General features: G+C 72.5%; 18 protein-coding genes and 1 pseudogene. 6 read left to right on the forward strand and 13 right to left on the reverse strand.

The genetic code is table 11. The annotated features are described in order from the left end of the window. Positions 1 to 35 precede the first annotated feature (35 nt). Positions 36 to 893 (forward strand): annotated as a pseudogene (locus ACZ5DS_RS32370) (EamA family transporter); the annotation flags it as partial. Between the two features lie 102 nt (positions 894 to 995). Here the strand turns inward: ACZ5DS_RS32370 and ACZ5DS_RS32375 are convergent. After that, a complete protein-coding gene (locus ACZ5DS_RS32375) occupies positions 996 to 1,826 on the reverse strand; it encodes an alpha/beta fold hydrolase (protein ID WP_468245606.1) in 831 nt (276 codons plus the stop codon). A gap of 645 nt (positions 1,827 to 2,471) precedes the next feature. Further along, complete coding sequence (locus ACZ5DS_RS32380) at positions 2,472 to 2,615, reverse strand: hypothetical protein (protein WP_468245608.1); 144 nt, start codon at positions 2,613 to 2,615, stop codon at positions 2,472 to 2,474. A 508-nt stretch (positions 2,616 to 3,123) separates the two neighbouring features. Here ACZ5DS_RS32380 and ACZ5DS_RS32385 point away from each other — a divergent pair. Further along, positions 3,124 to 3,732: a GNAT family N-acetyltransferase gene (locus ACZ5DS_RS32385; protein WP_468245610.1), complete on the forward strand. Its 609-nt coding sequence runs from the start codon at positions 3,124 to 3,126 to the stop codon at positions 3,730 to 3,732. Between the two features lie 241 nt (positions 3,733 to 3,973). Beyond that, the gene (locus ACZ5DS_RS32390) at positions 3,974 to 4,333 is read left to right on the forward strand and encodes a hypothetical protein (RefSeq protein WP_468245613.1); all 360 of its coding nucleotides are present in this window, start codon (positions 3,974 to 3,976) and stop codon (positions 4,331 to 4,333) included. Between the two features lie 198 nt (positions 4,334 to 4,531). Here ACZ5DS_RS32390 and ACZ5DS_RS32395 read toward each other — a convergent pair whose 3' ends face one another. Further along, entirely contained in the window at positions 4,532 to 5,185 is a 654-nt protein-coding gene (locus ACZ5DS_RS32395) for an NADPH-dependent F420 reductase (RefSeq protein WP_468245616.1), read from the reverse strand. A 297-nt stretch (positions 5,186 to 5,482) separates the two neighbouring features. Between ACZ5DS_RS32395 and ACZ5DS_RS32400 the strand changes: the two genes are divergently transcribed. After that, complete coding sequence (locus ACZ5DS_RS32400; RefSeq protein WP_468245618.1) at positions 5,483 to 6,244, forward strand: GntR family transcriptional regulator; 762 nt, start codon at positions 5,483 to 5,485, stop codon at positions 6,242 to 6,244. A 186-nt stretch (positions 6,245 to 6,430) separates the two neighbouring features. On the opposite strand, the gene ACZ5DS_RS32405 is transcribed toward ACZ5DS_RS32400, so the two are convergent. The 3 genes from ACZ5DS_RS32405 to ACZ5DS_RS32415 all read right to left on the reverse strand — a co-directional run bounded on the left by ACZ5DS_RS32405 (position 6,431) and on the right by ACZ5DS_RS32415 (position 9,512). Next, positions 6,431 to 7,588 carry an ROK family transcriptional regulator gene (locus ACZ5DS_RS32405; protein ID WP_468245621.1) on the reverse strand — a complete coding sequence of 386 codons (1,158 nt, stop codon included), beginning with the start codon at positions 7,586 to 7,588 and terminating at the stop codon, positions 6,431 to 6,433. A 101-nt stretch (positions 7,589 to 7,689) separates the two neighbouring features. After that, positions 7,690 to 8,343 carry a response regulator transcription factor gene (locus ACZ5DS_RS32410; RefSeq protein WP_468245623.1) on the reverse strand — a complete coding sequence of 218 codons (654 nt, stop codon included), beginning with the start codon at positions 8,341 to 8,343 and terminating at the stop codon, positions 7,690 to 7,692. A gap of 14 nt (positions 8,344 to 8,357) precedes the next feature. After that, positions 8,358 to 9,512 carry a sensor histidine kinase gene (locus ACZ5DS_RS32415; protein ID WP_468245626.1) on the reverse strand — a complete coding sequence of 385 codons (1,155 nt, stop codon included), beginning with the start codon at positions 9,510 to 9,512 and terminating at the stop codon, positions 8,358 to 8,360. 107 nt (positions 9,513 to 9,619) lie between these two features. On the opposite strand from ACZ5DS_RS32415, the gene ACZ5DS_RS32420 reads away from it, so the two are divergent. Further along, positions 9,620 to 10,540, forward strand: coding sequence for an ATP-binding cassette domain-containing protein (locus ACZ5DS_RS32420; protein WP_468245628.1), 921 nt, complete (start codon positions 9,620 to 9,622; stop codon positions 10,538 to 10,540). Between the two features lie 2 nt (positions 10,541 to 10,542). Beyond that, a complete protein-coding gene (locus tag ACZ5DS_RS32425) occupies positions 10,543 to 11,265 on the forward strand; it encodes an ABC transporter permease (protein ID WP_468245629.1) in 723 nt (240 codons plus the stop codon). A gap of 124 nt (positions 11,266 to 11,389) precedes the next feature. On the opposite strand, the gene mug is transcribed toward ACZ5DS_RS32425, so the two are convergent. The 7 genes from mug to ACZ5DS_RS32460 all read right to left on the reverse strand — a co-directional run bounded on the left by mug (position 11,390) and on the right by ACZ5DS_RS32460 (position 18,368). Then, complete coding sequence (gene mug, locus ACZ5DS_RS32430) at positions 11,390 to 11,935, reverse strand: G/U mismatch-specific DNA glycosylase (protein WP_468245851.1); 546 nt, start codon at positions 11,933 to 11,935, stop codon at positions 11,390 to 11,392. Continuing rightward, the gene (gene purB, locus ACZ5DS_RS32435; protein WP_468245632.1) at positions 11,932 to 13,374 is read right to left on the reverse strand and encodes an adenylosuccinate lyase; all 1,443 of its coding nucleotides are present in this window, start codon (positions 13,372 to 13,374) and stop codon (positions 11,932 to 11,934) included. The genes mug and purB overlap by 4 nt, the downstream gene beginning before the upstream one ends. 125 nt (positions 13,375 to 13,499) lie before the next feature. Then, positions 13,500 to 14,288 carry an SGNH/GDSL hydrolase family protein gene (locus ACZ5DS_RS32440; protein WP_468245635.1) on the reverse strand — a complete coding sequence of 263 codons (789 nt, stop codon included), beginning with the start codon at positions 14,286 to 14,288 and terminating at the stop codon, positions 13,500 to 13,502. 134 nt (positions 14,289 to 14,422) lie between these two features. Continuing rightward, positions 14,423 to 15,436 (reverse strand): hemolysin family protein, encoded by a 1,014-nt coding sequence (locus ACZ5DS_RS32445; RefSeq protein ID WP_468245637.1) that lies wholly within the window; start codon positions 15,434 to 15,436, stop codon positions 14,423 to 14,425. Next, on the reverse strand, positions 15,433 to 16,836 hold the full coding sequence (locus ACZ5DS_RS32450) for a hemolysin family protein (RefSeq protein ID WP_468245639.1): 1,404 nt from the start codon (positions 16,834 to 16,836) through the stop codon (positions 15,433 to 15,435). Before ACZ5DS_RS32450 ends, ACZ5DS_RS32445 begins: the two co-directional genes overlap by 4 nt. 174 nt (positions 16,837 to 17,010) lie before the next feature. Further along, complete coding sequence (locus tag ACZ5DS_RS32455; protein ID WP_468245642.1) at positions 17,011 to 17,436, reverse strand: GNAT family N-acetyltransferase; 426 nt, start codon at positions 17,434 to 17,436, stop codon at positions 17,011 to 17,013. Between the two features lie 44 nt (positions 17,437 to 17,480). Next, complete coding sequence (locus tag ACZ5DS_RS32460; RefSeq protein ID WP_468245644.1) at positions 17,481 to 18,368, reverse strand: LLM class F420-dependent oxidoreductase; 888 nt, start codon at positions 18,366 to 18,368, stop codon at positions 17,481 to 17,483. Positions 18,369 to 18,404: the final 36 nt, after the last annotated feature.

Raw genomic sequence — 18,404 nt, forward strand, 5'->3', positions numbered from 1 at the left:
TAAACCGGACCGCCCGGCTTCGTAGCGTCGCCTTCATGAAAGCCACCAGCGCTCGTCGGAGGTCCGGCGCCACACGTACGAGTACGGGCACCCGCGCCGCCCGCCCGTCCGCCGCCACGACCCGCGGTGCCCTGCTCGCAGCTCTTGCCTGTGTGCTCGTCGGCGGGTCCTTCACCGCCAACAGCGTCCTGGGTCAGTACCCGTACGCCGGTGGCCAGTTCCTGCGGTACGCCCTGGCCTGTCTGCTGCTCGCCCCGCTCGCCGGACGGGACGGCATACGGCGGCTGCGCGCACTCGGCGCCCGTCACTGGACCCGTCTCGCCCTGCTGGCGGCCGTCGGCATGGTCGGCTTCAACCTGGCCGTCATCGCCGCCGAGCGCAGCGCCGAACCGGCGGTCCCGGGTGTCTTCGTCGGCTGCGCACCGGTCGTCGTGGCCGTCCTCGTCCCGCTCCTCGACCGGCGCCGCCCGCAGCGTGCGGTGCTCTACGGCGCCTCGCTCGTCGCCGTCGGCGCGTTCACCGTGCAGGGCTGGGGCCGCACGGACGGGCCGGGGATCGCCTACTCGGCGTGTGCGCTCGGCGGAGAGGTGGGGTTCGCCGTCCTCGCCGTGCCGGTGCTGCGGCCGCTCGGGCCACGCCTGCTGTCCGCGACGGTGTGCGCCGTCGCCGCCGTCGAGGCCGCGCTCGCCGGTGTGCTCCTGGACGGCGGCGCCTGGCTGCGCCGTCCCGATGCCGGGGAGGCCGCCGCGCTGCTGTGGCAGGCGGTGGTCGTCACCGTCGTCGGCTTCGTGTGCTGGTACCGGGCGATGCAGCGGCTCGGAGCGGAACGGGCCACGCTCTTCTCCGGGCTCATCCCGGTGGCCGCCGCCTGCACCGCCCCGCTGGTCGGCACCGGCTCCTACGGGCCCGCCCAGGCCGCGGGCAGTGCCCTGGTGGGCGCAGGGGTCGCCCTCGGATCCGGCGCGCTCAGCTCCGGCGGGTTCGGCAGGCGCCGGTCAGCGGCTGCCGTCGAGGAGCACGCGCGCGACGAGGGCCGGGTCGTCGTTCATCGGGCAGTGCCCGCAGCCGGGCAGCCGCACCAGCCGGGCGTGGGGGATGATCGTCTTGGCCCAGACGCCCTGGCGGCGCACGAGGAGGCGGTCCCGGGTACCCCAGGCCACGGTGACCCGCATCCCGGGCAGATCGTCGGTGAACCGGACGGTGGTGCCCGCCCGCAGGGTCGCGTCGAATCCCGTGGCCCGCGCCAGCGCGAGCGTCTCGGCGACCACGGCCTCGGGTGAACGGCGCGCGGGACGGGCGTAGATGGTGCTCGTCAGCGCGGTACGCCCGGCCCCGGTCCGCGACAGCTGCTCCACCAGGGGCACCGGGAGCCGCTGGGCGATGCCCCGCATCGTGAGCAGCAGAGCGAAGGCGTAGCGCCGCTCGGTCTCCGTCCAGAAGCCGGCCGGGGAGAGGGCCGTGACGGACCGTACGAGCTTTTCGCGGCCCAGTTCCAGGGCCAGCAGGCCGCCCAGCGAGTTGCCGGCCACGTGCGGGCGGTCCAGGTCCAGGGCTTCGAACAGGGCACCGAGCACCGAGCCGGTGGTGGGCAGGTCGTAGGCCAGGCCGCCGGGCAGGCCCGGGGACGCGCCGAAGCCCGGCAGATCGACGGCGATCACGTCACGCTCGGTGGCGAGGATGTCCACCACGGGGTCCCAGGCCTGCCGGTGGTGGCCGATGCCGTGCAGCAGGACCAGCGGCTCGCCGCGTCCCACGCGCGCGTAGGAGACGGTCACGTCCTTCGGGCCGTGTGGAGTGGGGACGGTGAAGGAGACGGTGGCGGACATGGGGTGCTCCTCGTCTGGGCTACTGACGGACGCCGTAGACAGCTTGTCAGCAATTGCTACCCGCAGGTAGCCCCCCGCTGTGGCGCGTGTCGCGTGGCGTGTGGCCGTAGACCTCCAGTGACACGAGGCCGCGCAGGTGCCCCCAGATGCGCAGGGGCGAGGGCGACGGCGGCGGGCGGCGGGTCGGGGAAGGCGGGGCGCACCTTGTGCGGCATCCGGAGCGGGGCCGCCTTCGGGAGCCTGGTAGCCGGGGACAGGGTCGCCGTAGATGAGGCGGAAGCCCTGGGGATTCACCAGGGCCCAGGTCCGGAAGGCGTTGGCCCGGGTCGCGAAGTAACCGTAGAGGGCGTTGGCGATGTCCTGATCAGTGGGTTCCAGCCGGGCAATGCCGCCAAGGACTTCGCGGACACCGTGCGCCGTTCGCTCGCCGACCCAACGTCTACGCCACGCGGCGCGGGCGCTGCTGAAGGCTTTGGAGAGCCACCCGCGGACGCGGCGGCCCCGCGAATACGCCGCAGCGGTACGTGGTCACCGGGACGCCCTGATGTCTTGCGGACCTCGAATCGGCTGTGGACCTAGTTCAGCCCTGCGGAGGAGATAGCTCCCGGCGAGCGCACCGGTCGCTTCAGGATCGGTGGCGACGCGCTACAGCAGGCCGATGTTGGTGAGCGGGATGTTCCAGTCGTCGCTCCCGATGTCGCCATGGCCGCCCCGAGCCGCGGCCGGTAACGCGGACAGCATCAGCCAGGCGACGGCAACGGCCAAGGCGGCGGCGACACGACGCTTCACGAATCCTCCTCGACGGCGACAGCACCGACCACCCTCATCCGAGCCAGCCACCCCGCCTGCCCAGACACGCCGCTCAGCCTGCGGATTCAGTCGCCCGGTGGCAGCGCCCCCTTCATCGGCGTGAATTGCTCCCTCAGAGTGACGTGTTGCATGAGCGCCACTCGACGGGGGTAGCTACTGGCACCGTCCGACGCCAACCAATCGGCGTGGCCCTGAACCGAGCGACACCCGGTCGCAGCCCTCCTCGCTCTCGTTCCGGTCGGTGCGCGTTGAGCAGCGGAAGTGCCAGATGGACGGTGTGTCCGAGAGCCGCACGTTGACCCACTGGAGGCAGCTGCATGTCTTCGCCGCCGATTTGAACTCGACGTGCTTGGGGTCGCTGAAGTCGCCTGGTGCGTAGACGTAGTACGTGTCGTCGCCGCCCTGCTCATTTTCTTCGAGCCACGTAGACCGCGCACCGCCGCCAACCATCAACCCCAGCGGCACGCGGAGAGGAGCACTGTCAGCCATGACGGACTGGGCAGTTACCGAGCTGGGACCCCATGACCGGCCGGTCGTGAGGGAGGCCATCAGCCTGTTCGATGCGGTTGTGGGGCGTGGCATGCTCAGCGTTGACCAGGCACTCTATGGCATCCGTGAAGGGACGCTGCTCTTCCTGGTCGCTCGCGCAGGGATGCAATCGGCTGTGGTGGGTGCGGCCACTGCCTGCGTGTTGGATGACGACAGTTACCGGGAATTCGTCGCTCCCATGCCGGTCAGCGCCCTTCCCACCACCTCACCGTCCGTCGACGGCCGCCGAATCGGACGTCTGGGCACCATGGCCGTGGCCGCCCGGATGCGCCGACGCGGCGTCGGAAGCGCCCTCGTCGCACGGCGCTCGCAATGGTTGCGACAACGATGCACCGAGGCGTACGCGATCTCCTGGTTGCACAATGAGCCGGACCGCAGCGACGGCGTGCTGAAGGCTTTCGGCTGGCAGCCGGTCACCCTTCTGCACGACTACTGGGTACGGGCAACGACGACCGGCGAGGCGGACTGCTCCCAGTGTGGTCGGCCCTGCCACTGCCCGGGCCTGCTGCTGCGTCTGCCCGGTGACTGCGGTCCCGGTGACAGGTGATGCTCGTCAGGGCGCCGCGGCAGCGTCTCGTACGGTGAGCAGGCCGCGGCTGGCTCCGGGCTGCTCAACGATCCGCACAGTCACCATGTCGGTGCAAGCTTCCTACGCCGCCACTTCCCTCGCGACAGGAGTCAGCTGATCAGGTGACGTCCGACGAGCCCCTTAGGTCCTGTCCGATGCTTCGTACGAGGTCGTGGGCCTGCGGTCGCTGCGCGAAGCCCCCCAAGGCACGATGTGGGTCATGGTCGGCGTGCAGACCAATGGCGCACCGCAGGAGGGTGCCCTCGCGGTCCTGGGTGGTGCGGCCACGACCACGCCCGCCCGCGTGTTCACCCCGATGGTCCTTGCCGGAACCGGCGCCCTCCTGGCCAAGTCCGTCATCCGTGCGGCCGGGCCCGATAATGCCTACCCCGGCGTTGAGCCGTGGATGTTGTCGACCGACCGCTGGCCAGGCTCTATCGACGAGTACGCAGCCACCCTGCTGTATTTGGTCAGGCATCTACTGGCCGCCCCTGACCGGTTCTTCCGCCCTGTCAGCGCGATCGAACTGACACGCCTCACGGACGTGCTCAGTCCGCCCAACCCATCGGACAGGCCCTAGAAGACCGATGAAGATCTTGTGAGGGCTGTCAGGGACCAGGCTCCGTTGTCGTGGTTGAGACCGAGGTCGACGACTCGGCGGAGGTTGAGGGCGGTGGCCCTCGCCCTACTCAGAGTCCGGATCCTCCAGCAGCCGTAGCCATCACGGAAGCGCGGTCGGAACCAGCCACGGCGCTCAGTCACCGCGTTCCCGAGGGCCTCAATGTGCCCGGCGCACCTCGAAGTTGAAATCCGCGTGCCCGAACTTCCGGGAGAGGCCGAGCCACAGCGGCAGCAGCATCTCCACGGCCCGCGCCGACCGGATTCCGCCCAGGTCCAGGACCCGCTCGGCCGGCCACCCGAACTCGCCCAGCAGCTCCGTCACCTGCTGCTTGGCGCGCGCGTCGTCACCGCACACGAACAGGTTGTGCTCGCCCGGCACCCGCCCCGGCGCAACCATCACCTGGCAGTTGACGGTGTTGAGCGTCTTCACCACGCGCGCGTGCGGGAAGGCCCGCTGGATCTGCTCGCCCATGCTGTCCGACTCCACCGGGTCCAGCCGTGACTGCCCGTCCTCGAACGCCAGGGGATTGCAGACGTCCACCAGGATCTTGCTGCCCAGGTTCTCCGCCCCCGCCGCCCGCAGGGCGTCGAGCGCCACCCGGCCGCCCACCGCGTTCACGACCACGTCGGCCGCCGCGGCCGCGTCCGCGAACGTGCCCGCGTGCGTCCGGCCGCCCACGGCCGTGGCCCACTCCACTGCGATCGGATTGTCCCGCGTACGCGACCCGAGGGTCACCTCGTACCCCAGCTCCACGAGCCTGTCGGCGAGTGTGCGGCCCACCTCGCCCGTGCCCAGCACCCCGTAGTGCATCGGTCACCTCCCGGACCCCGGACCCCGGCCGCCGGCCACCGGCGGTCCGCGGACATTGTGGTCCGGGGCGGTCCCGTGCCCGTCGTGCGACGGGGGCTTTGCCGGAATGTCACACATGCGGGCGCGTACGAACGCCGCATGAACGCTCCACGGCGCCGCCCCTGTGCCTTGTCCCAGGGATCGAGGATTGGTCTTGACCAAGGGTGACGGCAGCCCTATGGTCGCAGATAAGTGCAACAACCTTTAATAAACAAGGGCGCTAAAAACCGCCGGACCACGGCTCTTGCGGAGGACAGGGTGGGGACCACGCAGCTGGAATCGGTGCCGGAACCGAAGTACTGGCATCTCAAGACCGTGCTCAGTGAGGCACTGGACTCCGAGTTCTCGGTCGGCGAGATCCTGCCCAACGAGCGCGACCTCGCCGCCCGCTTCGGCGTGGCCCGCGCCACGCTCCGCCAGGCCCTGGAACAGCTGGAGCTGGAGGGCCGCCTGCAGCGCCGCCGCGGTGTCGGCACGACCGTCGCGCCCCCGCGCGTGGGCGTGGCCGTCGGCACCGAGCAGCACGCCTGGCCGGGTTCCGCGGACGACGCCTGGCAGCCCGTCGACAGCACCCAGGACGCGCCGCCCGCGGCCGTCGCCGCCGCCCTGGAGACCGGCTCCGGCGAGCTCGTACACATCGTGCGCCGCTCCCGGATGTCCCACGGCCAGCGCGTCGCCACCGACCTGCTCTACATCCCGGCCGCCTCGGTGCCCGACCTCACCGCGATCGACGCCCCGTCCGGTCCGGCACGCGCGCGTGCGGTGCTGCGCGAGCTGCAGCGCCTGGAACTGGAGGGCCAGGACCGCGCCGTCGAGCTGGGTTCGGCCCGCGCGGACGACGCCAAGGACCTCGACCGGCTGCCCGGCTCGCCCGTCCTGGTCGTCACGACGCGCTTCTTCGCCGAGGGCCGCACCGCGGCGCTCTCCGTGGCCACCTACCGCGCCGACACCTGCAGGCTCACCTTCGGCGACTCCGCAGGGGTGGAGATACACCACGACCCGGAGCGCCAGGCTTCCTGATCACCTTCGCGCCCTGGCACTGAGTCGGGGCGCACTGATATTCCCCTCCCCGGGCAGCTCTGGAACGCCGGGCGGGGACAGCCGATCAAGGGGCGCGGCGGGGCTGTATCGATAGGCGGCTCCGCCGCGGGGCGCGACCAGCCACGATGCTGCCGCAGGCGCACGAGGCCCGCGCTGGACGGACGGTCAGCGTCGGGCCGTCGCCGCTGCGTCCACCGCGAACAGCTGCTCCTCGACGTGGTCCAAGGCCAAGCGCAGCGCCCCCGTGGCCACGGCAGCCTCGCCCAGCAGGGACAGCGTCACCCGGGGCGGGCGCAGGCAGTAGCGGGCGAGTTCGCGGCGCAGCGGATCGAGGACGCCGTCCAGGCCCGCCGCCCAGCCGCCGATCACGACCAGCTCGGGGTCGAGGGCCAGCACCAGCGCGGCCACGTCGTGCACGAGCCGCTGGATGAACCGCTCGACCGCCGCCCGTGCCCGCTGGTCGCCCTCCCGGGCCAGCGCGAACACCTCGGCGACGGCCTGTTCGTCCAGCGGGTGCAGCGGCTCGTCGGTGGTGGACAGCAGCGTCTCCGGGGTCGCCTCCCGGCCCAGCAGATGCAGCGCGCCGATCTCACCGGCCGCCCCGCCGTACCCCCTGTGCAGCCGCCCGCCGATCAGCGAACCCGCGCCGGGGCTGAGCCCGGCCAGCACGAACACCACGTCGTCCGTCTCCTTCGCCGCACCCTTCCAGTGCTCGGCGACGGCCGCCGCGTTGGCGTCGTTCTCGACCAGCACCGGGCACTTGAAGGAGCGGCTGAGCCGCTCGCCGAGCTTCAGGCCGGTCCACTGCGGCAGGGCCGTGCCCAGCCGGACCGTTCCGTCGGCCTCGACGATGCCCGGAGCGCCCACGCCCACCGCCCGCAGCGAACTGCGCGCGACCCCGGCCCGGCGCAGCAGCTCGGCGACCGCGCCCCGCAGCCGCTCCAGCCGCTCGTCCGCCGGAGCCGTCTCGTCCACCTCTTTGGCCTGCGCGCCCAGCACCCGCCCGTCCAGGTCGGACAGGAGCGCGGCGACGCGGTGGGCGCCGATCTCCAGGCCCAGCAGATGCCCGGCCTCGGCCCGGAACCGGAACCGGCGGGCGGGCCGCCCCTGACGGCGCGCGGTGCCCTCCTCGGCCACCGTCTCGACCACGAGCCCCGCCTCGATGAGCCCTTCCACGACCCCCTCGACGGTCGGCCGGGACAGTCCGGTGACGCGGGTGATCTCGGTGAGCGTCGCGCAGTCCGTGGTACGCAGCGCGTGCAGCACCACCGCGGAATTGATCCTTCGCAGCAGCGAGGGATCGCCGCCGGTCAGCTGCCCCACCGTCCGTCCTTCCAGCTCGCAGGCGTGTTGGGCGGATCGTACTCGGGCCCGGCCCACCCCGGCGAGTGCCGGGCTGCGCCGACCCGGCGCGGCCCCGCGGATCAGCCCGGCGCGACGAATCCCGACTCGTAGGCGGCGATCACCGCCTGGGTGCGGTCGCGCGCCCCGAGCTTGGCCAGGACGGCGCTCACGTGCGACTTCACCGTCTCGGTCCCGACGACCATCCGGCCGGCGATCTCCGCGTTCGACAGCCCCCGCGTCATGAGACGCAGCACCTCCGCCTCCCGGTCCGTCAGCCCGGCCTCGGACAGCGGGGCACGCGGCTCGTGACGGCCGCCGTACCGGGCGGCGAGCTGCCGTACGGACGCGGGGAACAGCAGCGACTCGCCGTCCGCCACCAGCCGGACCGCATGGACGATCTCGGCCGGCCGAGCCCGCTTCAGCAGGAACCCGTCGGCACCCGCGCGCAGCGCCTCGTACACGAACTCGTCGTCCTCGAAGGTGGTCACCACGAGGATCTTGGGCGGAGTGTCCACGGTGCGCAGCACCGCGCGCGTGGCCTCGATCCCGTCCATCAGCGGCATGCGGACGTCCATCGCGACCACGTCCGGCCGCAGTTGGCGCACCAGCGGGATGACGGCCGCACCGTCGGCCGCCTCGCCGATCACCTCGATGTCGGGCTGCGCCTCGAGCACGGCGCGCAGACCTGCGCGGACCAGGGGTTCGTCGTCGACGAGGAGAACGGTGACCGGCATCCGGCCAGCCTAGATCAACCGAGCGGCAGTTCCGCACGCACCTGCCACTCGTCCTCGTCCGGCCCGGTACGGGCGCTGCCCCCGAGCAGCGCGGCGCGCTCCCGTATGCCGCGCAGCCCGCTGCCTCGTCCCGGCCCGGGTATCGCCGCCGGGAGCGGATTGCGGACCTCCAGAGCGAGCGTGCCGTCGGCGACGGACACCCGGACCCGCACGGGGACGGCACCCGCGTGCCGAAGGACGTTGGTGAGCGCCTCCTGGAGGATGCGGTACCCCTCGCGCGACACCGGCCCCGGCACCTCCGCCACGGGGCCGGTCACCTCCGCGTCGACCTCGGCTCCGGAGGTACGCGCCGAGTCCAGGAGCCGGCCGGCGTCGGCCAGTGTGGGCCGGGCGCTCGCGGGCCGCTCCGACTCGCGCAGGACACCGAGGACCCGCTCCAGGTCGGCGAGGGCGGCCCGGCCGGTCTCCTCGATGGCACCGAGCGCGCGGTCGGTGAACTCCGGATCGCCCGCCGCCCGCGCCGCACCCGCCTGCACCACCGCCACCGTCAGGGCGTGCCCGATGGAATCGTGCAACTCGCGTGCGATGCGGGTGCGTTCGAGCAGCTGCTCGGTACGCTCCTCCATGGCGGCCAGCCGCTCGGCCGCGGACGGCCCGAGGAGCCGGCGCGCGGCCGCCGTGACGAACACACCGAGCCAGAAGGCGGTCCCGTACAAGGCGAGCAGCGGCAGCGGCGCCAGCAGGGCGAACGCCCGGTCCGGCGGCAGCCGGTCCAGCAGGGGAACACCGGAAGGCGCCCTTCCCCACCCGCACTTCGCCAGCTCGTAGGTGACGACCAGCAACCAGACGGTGGCGAAACAGGCCACCCAGCCGAGGACCCACCGCAGTTCCAGCCACAGCACCGTGCGCGCCCGGTCCCGCCAACTCGCCGACCGTGTCTCGGAGATGCCGGGCTCCTCCTCACCAGGCGTCAGCAGCAGCCGGGCCTGCACTCCTTCGCCGATGCGCACGGCGGGTACGAGGCCGACCGGGACGAGGACGAGCGCGGGCACCCAGGGCTTCGACATGTCGATGAACAGCCACACGCTCTCGACCAGCATGGGCACCCACAGGTGCAGCAGGCGGGTGTACGTCGTCCCGCGCAGGAGCGGGCGCAGGATGCGGACCATGGGGACATCGTCGCAGGTGGCACTGACAACGGGCCTCCCCCGCACGGGGGAGACGATCTCCACCGGCGGGGGAGGCCCCGCGCCGCGCGCCCGGCCAGGCTGGTGCCATGACCAGCATCGACGTACGAGACCTCACCAAGGAGTACGGCAGCCGGCGGGCCGTGGACCACCTCACCTTCAGTGTCCGCCCCGGCCGCGTCACGGGCTTCCTCGGACCCAACGGCGCCGGGAAGTCCACCACCATGCGGCTCGTCCTCGGCCTCGACCGGCCGACCTCCGGTACCGCGACCATCGGCGGCCGCGCCTATGCCGAACTCCGTGAACCCCTGCGCCAGGTGGGCGCACTTCTCGACGCGCGGGCCGCACACGGCTCCCGTACCGCGCGGGACCATCTGCTCGCCCTGGCGGCGAGCAACCGCATCCCGGTCCGCAGGGTCGACGCCGTGCTGGAGGAGACCGGACTCGCCACGGTGGCCCGGCGCCGGGTGAAGACGTACTCCCTCGGCATGCGTCAGCGGCTCGGCATCGCCGCCGCCCTGCTCGGCGACCCCGGGGTGATCCTGCTCGACGAACCCGCCAACGGACTCGACCCCGAAGGCATCGTCTGGATCCGCACCCTGCTGCGCAGGCTGGCCGAGGACGGCCGTACCGTCCTGGTCTCCAGCCACCTGATGAACGAGACCGCCGCCTTCGCCGACCACCTCGTGATCCTCGGCCGGGGCCGCCTCCTCGCCGACACCCCCGTGCAGGAATTCATCCACGCTCGCGTGCAGCCCGAGGTGAGGATCCGCACCACCGACGCGGGCGCGCTCGGTGACCTGCTCGCCCGCCACGGCCACGATGCCTCCCGGGACGAGGACGGCACGTGGACCGTGCGGCACGCGCGCGTGGACGATCTCGGCCGCCTCATGGCCGAGGCGGGCGTGCCCGTACTGGAACTGGCCGCCCGAGAGGCCACCTTGGAGCAGGCCTACCTCGATCTGACCGCGGCCGAGGCCGAGTTCACCACCCAGCCCCAGGAGGCCTGACCATGCCGTTCACCCCCGTCCTGCACGCCGAGTGGATCAAGATCCGCACGCTGCGCTCGCTCGTCGGCAGCCTGGCCGCGATCCTCGTCGCCACCGCCGCGTTCTCCGCGCTCGCCGCCTCTTCCCCGGACTCCGGCGCCGATGATGCGGATCCGCTGTTCTCCGCCTTCTTCGGCATCAGCTTCGGGCAGATCGCCGCGATCGCCTTCGGTACGACGGCCCTGTCCTCGGAGTTCCGGGGCGGCGCCCTGCGGCTGACGCTGGCGGCCGCGCCCGACCGGCGGCGCTGGTTCGCCGCGAAGGTCACGGCGATCGCGCTGCCGGTGCTGGCCATGGGCCTGCTCACGGGCCTGGTGACGCTGCTGGTGGGCAGGGCCGTTCTCGGCTCCTCCGGGCCGGTCTGGGGAGAGGGGCTGCGCGGTGCCGTCGGCTGCGGTCTCCACCTCACGCTGATGGCGCTGTTCGCCACCGGAGTGACGGCCGTGCTGCGCAGTGGCGTCGCGACCCTCTCGATCCTGATCCCGTTCGTGCTGATCGTGTCCTTCGTGATCGGCGACCTGTCCGCGGGCGTCGCCGACTACCTGCCCGACCGGGCCGGCCAAGTGGCCCTGCACAGCACCTGGGACGGCTCCCTCGGCCCCTGGAGCGGGCTCGCGGTGACCGCGGCGTGGGCGGCGGCCGCCCTGCTCGCGGGAGCCTGGAGCATCCAGCGCCGGGATGCCTGACAGCCCGCCAGTTGTCAGTGGGGGCCCGCTTCACCGGATCACATGGACACCGCGAACCATCTGGACGGCGAACTGCCGTTCCAGCTGCCGGCGGTGGTCACGGAGACCGCCCCGCCCTGACCCGTCAGGTCTGCGCAGCCTCTCGCAGCCGCGCGAACTCCTCCGCCATCGTCGCCGCCGTCCAGTGCGCGTTCAGCCCGCTGGGATTGGGCAGCACCCACACCCGCGACTCCCCGATGGTCCGCTCCTGCGGCCCCACCTGGGCCCTGCGCTCCCCGAAGGCGGCCCGGTACGCGGTCACCCCGACCACGGCCAGCCACCTCGGCCGGCACCGCGTCACCTTGGCGGTCAGCAGCTGCCCGCCCTCGACGTACTCCTCGGCGCTCAGCTCGTCGGCCCGCGCGGTCGCCCGGGCCACCACGTTCGTGATGCCCAGTCCGTACGTGAGCAGTTCGCGCTGCTCAGCCGGCTTCATGAGCCTCGGCGTGAAGCCGGACAGGTGCAGCACCGGCCAGAAGCGGTTGCCGGGGCGGGCGAAGTGATGGCCCGTGGCCGCCGTCATCAGGCCGGGGTTGATGCCGCAGAACAGCACCTGGAGGCCGTCCGCGACCACGTCGGGGACGAGACGGTCGCGGGCGGCCTCCAGTTCCGCCTGGGTGAAGCGGGTCAGAGGATCGCTCCGGGCGTGTAGCCGGCGGCCTCCGGGTGCTGCTTGACGATCTCGTCGATCCGGCCGACGACGACGCCGACCTGGTCGGCGGCCGCGCCGGTGAAGGACAGCTTGTCGGCCATCAGGGCCGCCAGCTGCTCGCGGTCGAGCGGCAGCCGCTCGTCGACGGCGAGCTTGTCCAGCAGGTCGTTGCGCTCGGCGCCCTGCTCGCGCATCGCGAGCGCGGTGGCCACGGCGTTCTCCTTGATCGCCTCGTGCGCGACCTCACGGCCGACCCCGGCGCGCACGGCGCCCATCAGCACCTTGGTGGTGGCCAGGAACGGCAGGTAGCGGTCCAGCTCGCGGGCGACCACCGCCGGGAAGGCACCGAACTCGTCGAGCACGGTCAGGAAGGTCTCCAGCAGGCCGTCGAGGGCGAAGAACGCATCGGGGAGGGCCACCCGGCGCACCACCGAGCAGGAGACGTCACCCTCGTTCCACTGGTCGCCCGCCAGCTCACCGGTCATCGAGGCGTAGCCGCGCAGGATCACCATCAGGCCGTTGACGCGCTCGCAGGAGCGGGTGTTCATCTTGTGCGGCATCGCCGAGGAGCCGACCTGGCCCGGCTTGAAGCCCTCGGTCACCAGCTCGTGCCCGGCCATCAGCCGGATCGTCTTGGCCAGCGAGGACGGGGCCGCCGCCAGCTGCACCAGCGCGGTCACCACCTCGTAGTCCAGCGAGCGCGGATAGACCTGGCCGACCGAGGTGAAGGCCTGCGAGAAGCCCAGGTGCTGCGCGATCCGGTTCTCCAGCTCGGTGAGCTTTCCGGCGTCCCCGCCCAGCAGGTCCAGCATGTCCTGCGCGGTGCCGACCGGGCCCTTGATGCCGCGCAGCGGGTAGCGGCCGAGCAACTCCTCGACCCGCCCGTGGGCGACGAGCAGCTCGTCGGCGGCGGTCGCGAAGCGCTTGCCGAGGGTGGTGGCCTGCGCCGCCACGTTGTGGGAGCGGCCGGCCATGACCAGCTCGGCGTACTCGCCCGCCAGCTTGCCGAGGCGCGCCAGGACGGCCACCGTACGGTCGCGCATCAGCTCCAGCGACAGCCGGATCTGCAGCTGCTCGACGTTCTCGGTGAGGTCGCGGGAGGTCATGCCCTTGTGCACGTGCTCGTGCCCGGCGAGGTCGTTGAACTCCTCGATCCGCGCCTTCACGTCGTGCCGGGTGACCTTCTCGCGCTCGGCGATCGAGGCCAGGTCGACGGTGTCGAGGACACGCTCGTAGTCGGCGATCGCCTCGTCCGGCACCTCGATGCCGAGGTCCTTCTGGGCCCGCAGCACGGCGAGCCAGAGCTGCCGCTCCAGCTTCACCTTCTGCTCGGGCGACCAGAGCGTGGCGAGCTCGGCGGAGGCGTAGCGTCCGGCGAGGACGTTCGGGATGCGGGGCTTGGCGGGCGCAGAAGTCACGTGTCCAGATTCTACTGGCGATTAGTGCAGGCCAGCGCCATGGGGTTGTTCGGCGGATGCTACGAGAGCCGCGCCACTTCGCCGGGGGGCGGCCGGCTCTCCCAGCACACGCGCCAGTAGGGACGCTACGCCGGACCCTCGTACGGCATCAGCTCCGGCCGTTTCGCCGGGCGGCCGTCGCCGGAGGAGCGGCCGGTCAGGCGGCGGCCGATCCACGGCAGCAGGTGCTGCTTGGCGAAGCGTGCGTCCGCGGCCCGTCGCGTTGCCCAGCCGGGCGGCGGCGTGGCCGGCATCGGCGTGCGCCACTCGGTGTCCTCGGGCTCGTAGCCGAGCTGCTGCCACACCGCCTCCGCGACCCGGCGGTGCCCCTCGGCCGTCAGGTGCAGCCGGTCCACGTCCCACAGCCGCGGGTCGGCCAGCGACGGTGCCCCGTACAGGTCGACCACCAGGGCGCCGTGCTTGTGGGCCAGGTCGTCCACGCAGGCGAACAGCTCCTCCATGCGCGGCCGGAACCGCTCCAGCACCGGGCCCTGCCGGCCGGGGCTGCGCATCAGCACGAGCTGCCTGCAGCTGGGCGCCAGCCGCTCGACGGCCTCGGTCAGCAGGCCCTTGACCCGGCCCATGTCGCACTTGGGCCGCAGCGTGTCGTTGAGACCGCCGACGAGGGTGACGACGTCGGCGTTCATCGCGGCCGCCGTGTCCACCTGCTCGTCGACGATCTGCCCGATCAGCTTCCCGCGCACGGCGAGGTTGGCGTACCGGAACCCGGGGGTGCGGGCGGCCATCCGCGCGGCGAGGAGGTCGGCCCAGCCCCGGTAGGAGCCGTCGGGCAGCAGGTCCGACATGCCCTCGGTGAAGGAGTCGCCGACCGCGACCAGGCTGGAGTGCGGGGGAGGTGTGGGAATCGTCTGCATGGCGACAGCGATCGTATCCCGCCTCCATACCCGCCGGTCGGTGACCCCGGAAAGCCCGGAAAGGCCGACCCTGGCAGGCCCGGAACGGCTCAGGAGACCCGCCGGTCGGCGAGCCCCGGCCGCTGCGGAACGGCTCACGCGGGCTGACCGAACAGCTCCTGGAGCACGTCCTCCATGGTGACCAGGCCGGCCAGCCGCCCGTCATCGCCGAGCACGCCCGCGAGGTGCGTACGGCTGCCGCGCATCGCGGTGAGCACGTCGTCCAGCGGGGTGCTCTCGCGCACGCGCGCGATGGGTCGCATGTCGCGCAGCCGGAACTGCAGGTCCCGGGGCGAGGCGTCCAGCGCGTCCTTGACGTGCAGATAGCCGACGATCCGGCGGCCCTCGTCGACCACGGGGAACCGGGAGAAACCCGACTCGGCCGACAGCCGCTCCAGCTGTTCCGGGGTGACGCCCATGCGCGCGTACACGACCCGCTCCAGCGGCACGACCACGTCCCGCACCGGACGTCTGCCCAGCTCCAGGGCGTCGTGCAGCCGCTCCTGCGCCCGGTCGTCGATGAGGCCCGCCTGGCTGGCGTCCCTGACGATCTCGGCGAGCTGGGCGTCCGTGAAGGTCGCGGCCACCTCGCCCTTGGCCTCCACCCTGAGCAGCTTCAGCAGCCCGTTCGCGAAGGCGTTGACCGCGAAGATCACCGGGCGCAGCGCCCGGGCCAGCGCGACCAGAGGAGGGCCGAGCAGCAGCGCGCTGCGCACCGGCTCGGCGAGCGCGACGTTCTTGGGTACCATCTCGCCCAGCAGCATGTGCAGGTAGGTCGCCAGGGTCAGCGCGATCACGAAGGACACCCCGTGGCCCGCGCTCTTGGACACGCCGACCGCATGGAACACCGGCTCCAGCAGATGCGCGATCGCCGGCTCGGCGACCACACCCAGGACCAGCGTGCACAGCGTGATGCCGAGCTGGGCGGCGGCCAGCAGCGCGGAGACGTGCTCCAGGCCCCACAGCACGCTCTTCGCGCGCCGGTCGCCCTCCTGGGCCAGCGGTTCGACCTGCGAGCGGCGCACGGAGATCAGGGCGAACTCGGCGCCCACGAAGAAGGCGTTGACGACCAGCGTCGCCAGACCGATCAGCAGCTGTACGGCGGTCATCGCGCCCCCTCCTTCTTCCCGCGGCTCTTCCCGTGACGCCTTCCGTGGCCCTTCCTGTCGCTGCTCCCGGTGGCCGTCCCCTCGGTCTGCTCATCGTCCAGCGGTGCGTGCAGCAGCACCCGGCAGGCCCGGCGCCCCGAGGCGTCCACCACGTCCAGCCGCCAGCCGGCCACCTCGACGGTGTCCCCGACCGCCGGTATCCGGCCCAGCTGCGTGGCGACCAGGCCGGCCAGTGTCTCGTACGGCCCCTCGGGCACCCGCAGACCCACGCGCGCGAGCTGGTCGGTGCGGGCGGCGCCGTCCGCCGAGTACAGGGCGCGGCCCTCCTCGTCGGCCCCGGCGGGCGCCAGGTCGGGCGTCTCGTGCGGGTCGTGCTCGTCCCGCACCTCGCCGACGACCTCCTCGACGATGTCCTCCAGCGTCGCCACGCCCGCCGTACCGCCGTACTCGTCGATGACGACGGCCATGGTGCGCCTGCCCCCGAGCCGGTCCAGAAGCCGGTCGACGGTGAGCGACTCGGGCACCAGCAGGGGCTCCCGCATCACCTGGGCGACGGTGCGGCGGGGCCGTTCCTCGGCGGGCATCGCCAGGACGTCCTTGATGTGGGCGGTGCCGACGACCGAGTCGAGGCTGCCGCGGTAGACCGGGAACCGGGACAGGCCGGTCGCCCGGGTCGCGTTCGCCACGTCCTCGCAGGTCGCCTGGGTGTCGAGGGCGACGACCTGGACGCGCGGGGTCATCACGTTCTCCGCGGTGAGGTCGGCAAGGTTCAGCGTCCGCAGGAACAGCTCCGCGGTGTCCGCCTCCAGGGCGCCCTCCTTGGCGGAGTGCCGGGCGAGCGCCGCCAGCTCCTGGGGTCCGCGCGCGGAGGCCAGCTCCTCGGCGGGCTCGAGACCGAACCGGCGCACCATGTGGTTGGCCGTGTTGTTGAGGTGGGTGATGAAGGGGCGGAAGGCGGCGCTGAAGATGCGCTGCGGGTTGCCCACCCGCTTGGCCATGGCCAGCGGCGAGGAGATCGCCCAGTTCTTGGGCACCAGCTCGCCGACGACCATCAGGAACACCGTGGACAGCACCGTACCCAGCACCAGCGCGACCGAACTCGCCGTGGTCGCCGAAAGGCCCATCGCCCGGAACGGCCCGGCGAGCAGCTTGCCGATCGACGGCTCGGCGAGCATGCCGACCACCAGGTTGGTCACGGTGATGCCGAGCTGCGCGCCGGAGAGCTGAAAGGTCAGGTTCCGTACGGCCTTCAGGGCGCCGGCCGCACCGCGCTCGCCGCGTTCGACCGCCCGCTCCAGCTCGCCGCGCTCGACCGTGGTCAGCGAGAACTCGGCCGCCACGAAGGCGCCGCAGGCGAGCGAGAGCAGGATCGCCACCAGGAGGAGCAGCACTTCGGTCATCGGGTCACCCCGGTCCCATGATCGGACAGGGCGGGGCGGGGCGCGCGATGTCGCGGACTGGGAGGCTCGTCCATCGGGGGACGCTCACAACCTTTCATGGAGGGCCGGATGCTCCTTCAATAGTAAAGGATGAGCAAAGAGCCTCCGGGGGGTCCGTCCGCGAGGTCCGCGGGTTCAGTCCGCGAGGGGCTTCACCCAGCGCCGCCACTGCTCCTCGGGCGCGTACCCGGCCGTCCGCCACGCGTGCTGGGCGGTCTCGTTGCGGACCAGCACCATCGCGTCCCCGCGCCGCCCCCCGAGCCGCACGAACCGCTCTTCGGCGGCGGCCAGCAGCGCCGAGCCGATGCCCTGCCGCCGCCGCTCCGGATGCACCGCGAGCCGGTACAGATGGCAGCGCCAGCCGTCGAAGCCCGCGATCACCGTGCCGACCAGCCGACCCGCCTCCTCGGCGAGGATCAGCGCCTCGGGATCGCGGGCGACGAGCCGCTCCACTCCGTCGCGGTCGTCGCTGATGCTGGTGCCCTCGGCGGCCTTCTTCCAGAAGGCGAGGACGCTGTCCAGGTCGGCGGGCCGGGCGGAACGCATACGCAGTTCGATCATGGAATCACCCCATCACACGGGGGTGCTCCCGTCCGGGAGTTCCATCATGCGGACTCCTCCCGCAGCCGGGCCATCACCGGCGCGAACGCCTCCATGGACGGCTCCAGGACGGTCAGATACGAGAACCCGAACCGCTCCCGCTGCGCCCGCACCCGCGCCACGACGTCCTCCAGCGGGCCGGCCAGCACGATGGGCAGGGCCATCGCCTGGTCCAGGCTCAGTTGCGGCTGCCGTTCCAGCAACGGCTTGAGCACGGGCTCGGGGTCGTCGGTGACGGCCACGAGCTGGAGGAGCAGGTTCAGCTCGGCGGGCTCGGCCCGGCCCGCCGCCAGCGCCTGGTAGCGGGCCACCCGCTCGTCCAGTTCCCCGTCGGTCAGGGGCTCCAGTGTCCCCTCGGCGCGCCCCGGCCGGGCTCCGGTGAAGGCCGCGATGTCCGCGTGCTCGGCCGTCAGGCGCAGCATCCGGTCGCCGTTGGCGCCGATCAGGAGCGGCACCCGGCGCTGTGCCGGGCGGGGCTCGTGGTCGTCGGAGCCCAGCAGCCGGTCCAGCTCCTCGACCGTGCGCCGCAGGTGGTCCACCCGCTCACGCGGGGAGCCGTACGGCAGCCCGGCCACCTCGTGCTCGGACCGGACGTAGCCGGTCCCGAGGCCGAGTTCGAGCCGGCCGCCGGTCAGCGCGTCGGTGGTCGCGACCTCGCGGGCCAGCAGGGCCGGGTTCCAGAATCCGGCGTTGAGCACGAACGTGCCGAGCCGGGGCCGCTCGGTCGCTTCGGCGGCCGCCACCAGCGCCGGGAACGGCGCGACCATGCCGAGGTGGTCGGGGACCAGGATCACGTCGTACCCGAGCTGCTCGGCGCGGCGGCACTTGGCCCGCCACTCGGCGGCGGGTGCGGGCGTGAGCAGGTTGACCCCGAAGCGGAACGGGCGCGGCATGAAATCTCCTCAGCAGCACGTGACTTGAGTACCTGC

The organism is Streptomyces sp. NPDC031100 (assembly GCF_055570785.1).

Excerpts from the sequence above, each read along its gene's own strand:
- ACZ5DS_RS32425 (WP_468245629.1), top strand. The coding sequence starts at position 10,543 with ATGCCGTTCACCCCCGTCCTGCACGCCGAGTGGATCAAGATCCGCACG.
- ACZ5DS_RS32455 (WP_468245642.1), bottom strand. The coding sequence starts at position 17,436 with ATGATCGAACTGCGTATGCGTTCCGCCCGGCCCGCCGACCTGGACAGC.
- ACZ5DS_RS32420 (WP_468245628.1), top strand. The coding sequence starts at position 9,620 with ATGACCAGCATCGACGTACGAGACCTCACCAAGGAGTACGGCAGCCGG.
- ACZ5DS_RS32390 (WP_468245613.1), top strand. The coding sequence starts at position 3,974 with ATGGTCGGCGTGCAGACCAATGGCGCACCGCAGGAGGGTGCCCTCGCG.
- ACZ5DS_RS32445 (WP_468245637.1), bottom strand. The coding sequence starts at position 15,436 with ATGACCGCCGTACAGCTGCTGATCGGTCTGGCGACGCTGGTCGTCAAC.
- ACZ5DS_RS32450 (WP_468245639.1), bottom strand. The coding sequence starts at position 16,836 with ATGACCGAAGTGCTGCTCCTCCTGGTGGCGATCCTGCTCTCGCTCGCC.
- ACZ5DS_RS32375 (WP_468245606.1), bottom strand. The coding sequence starts at position 1,826 with ATGTCCGCCACCGTCTCCTTCACCGTCCCCACTCCACACGGCCCGAAG.
- ACZ5DS_RS32385 (WP_468245610.1), top strand. The coding sequence starts at position 3,124 with ATGACGGACTGGGCAGTTACCGAGCTGGGACCCCATGACCGGCCGGTC.
- ACZ5DS_RS32415 (WP_468245626.1), bottom strand. The coding sequence starts at position 9,512 with ATGGTCCGCATCCTGCGCCCGCTCCTGCGCGGGACGACGTACACCCGC.
- ACZ5DS_RS32410 (WP_468245623.1), bottom strand. The coding sequence starts at position 8,343 with ATGCCGGTCACCGTTCTCCTCGTCGACGACGAACCCCTGGTCCGCGCA.
- ACZ5DS_RS32460 (WP_468245644.1), bottom strand. The coding sequence starts at position 18,368 with ATGCCGCGCCCGTTCCGCTTCGGGGTCAACCTGCTCACGCCCGCACCC.
- ACZ5DS_RS32440 (WP_468245635.1), bottom strand. The coding sequence starts at position 14,288 with ATGCAGACGATTCCCACACCTCCCCCGCACTCCAGCCTGGTCGCGGTC.
- ACZ5DS_RS32395 (WP_468245616.1), bottom strand. The coding sequence starts at position 5,185 with ATGCACTACGGGGTGCTGGGCACGGGCGAGGTGGGCCGCACACTCGCC.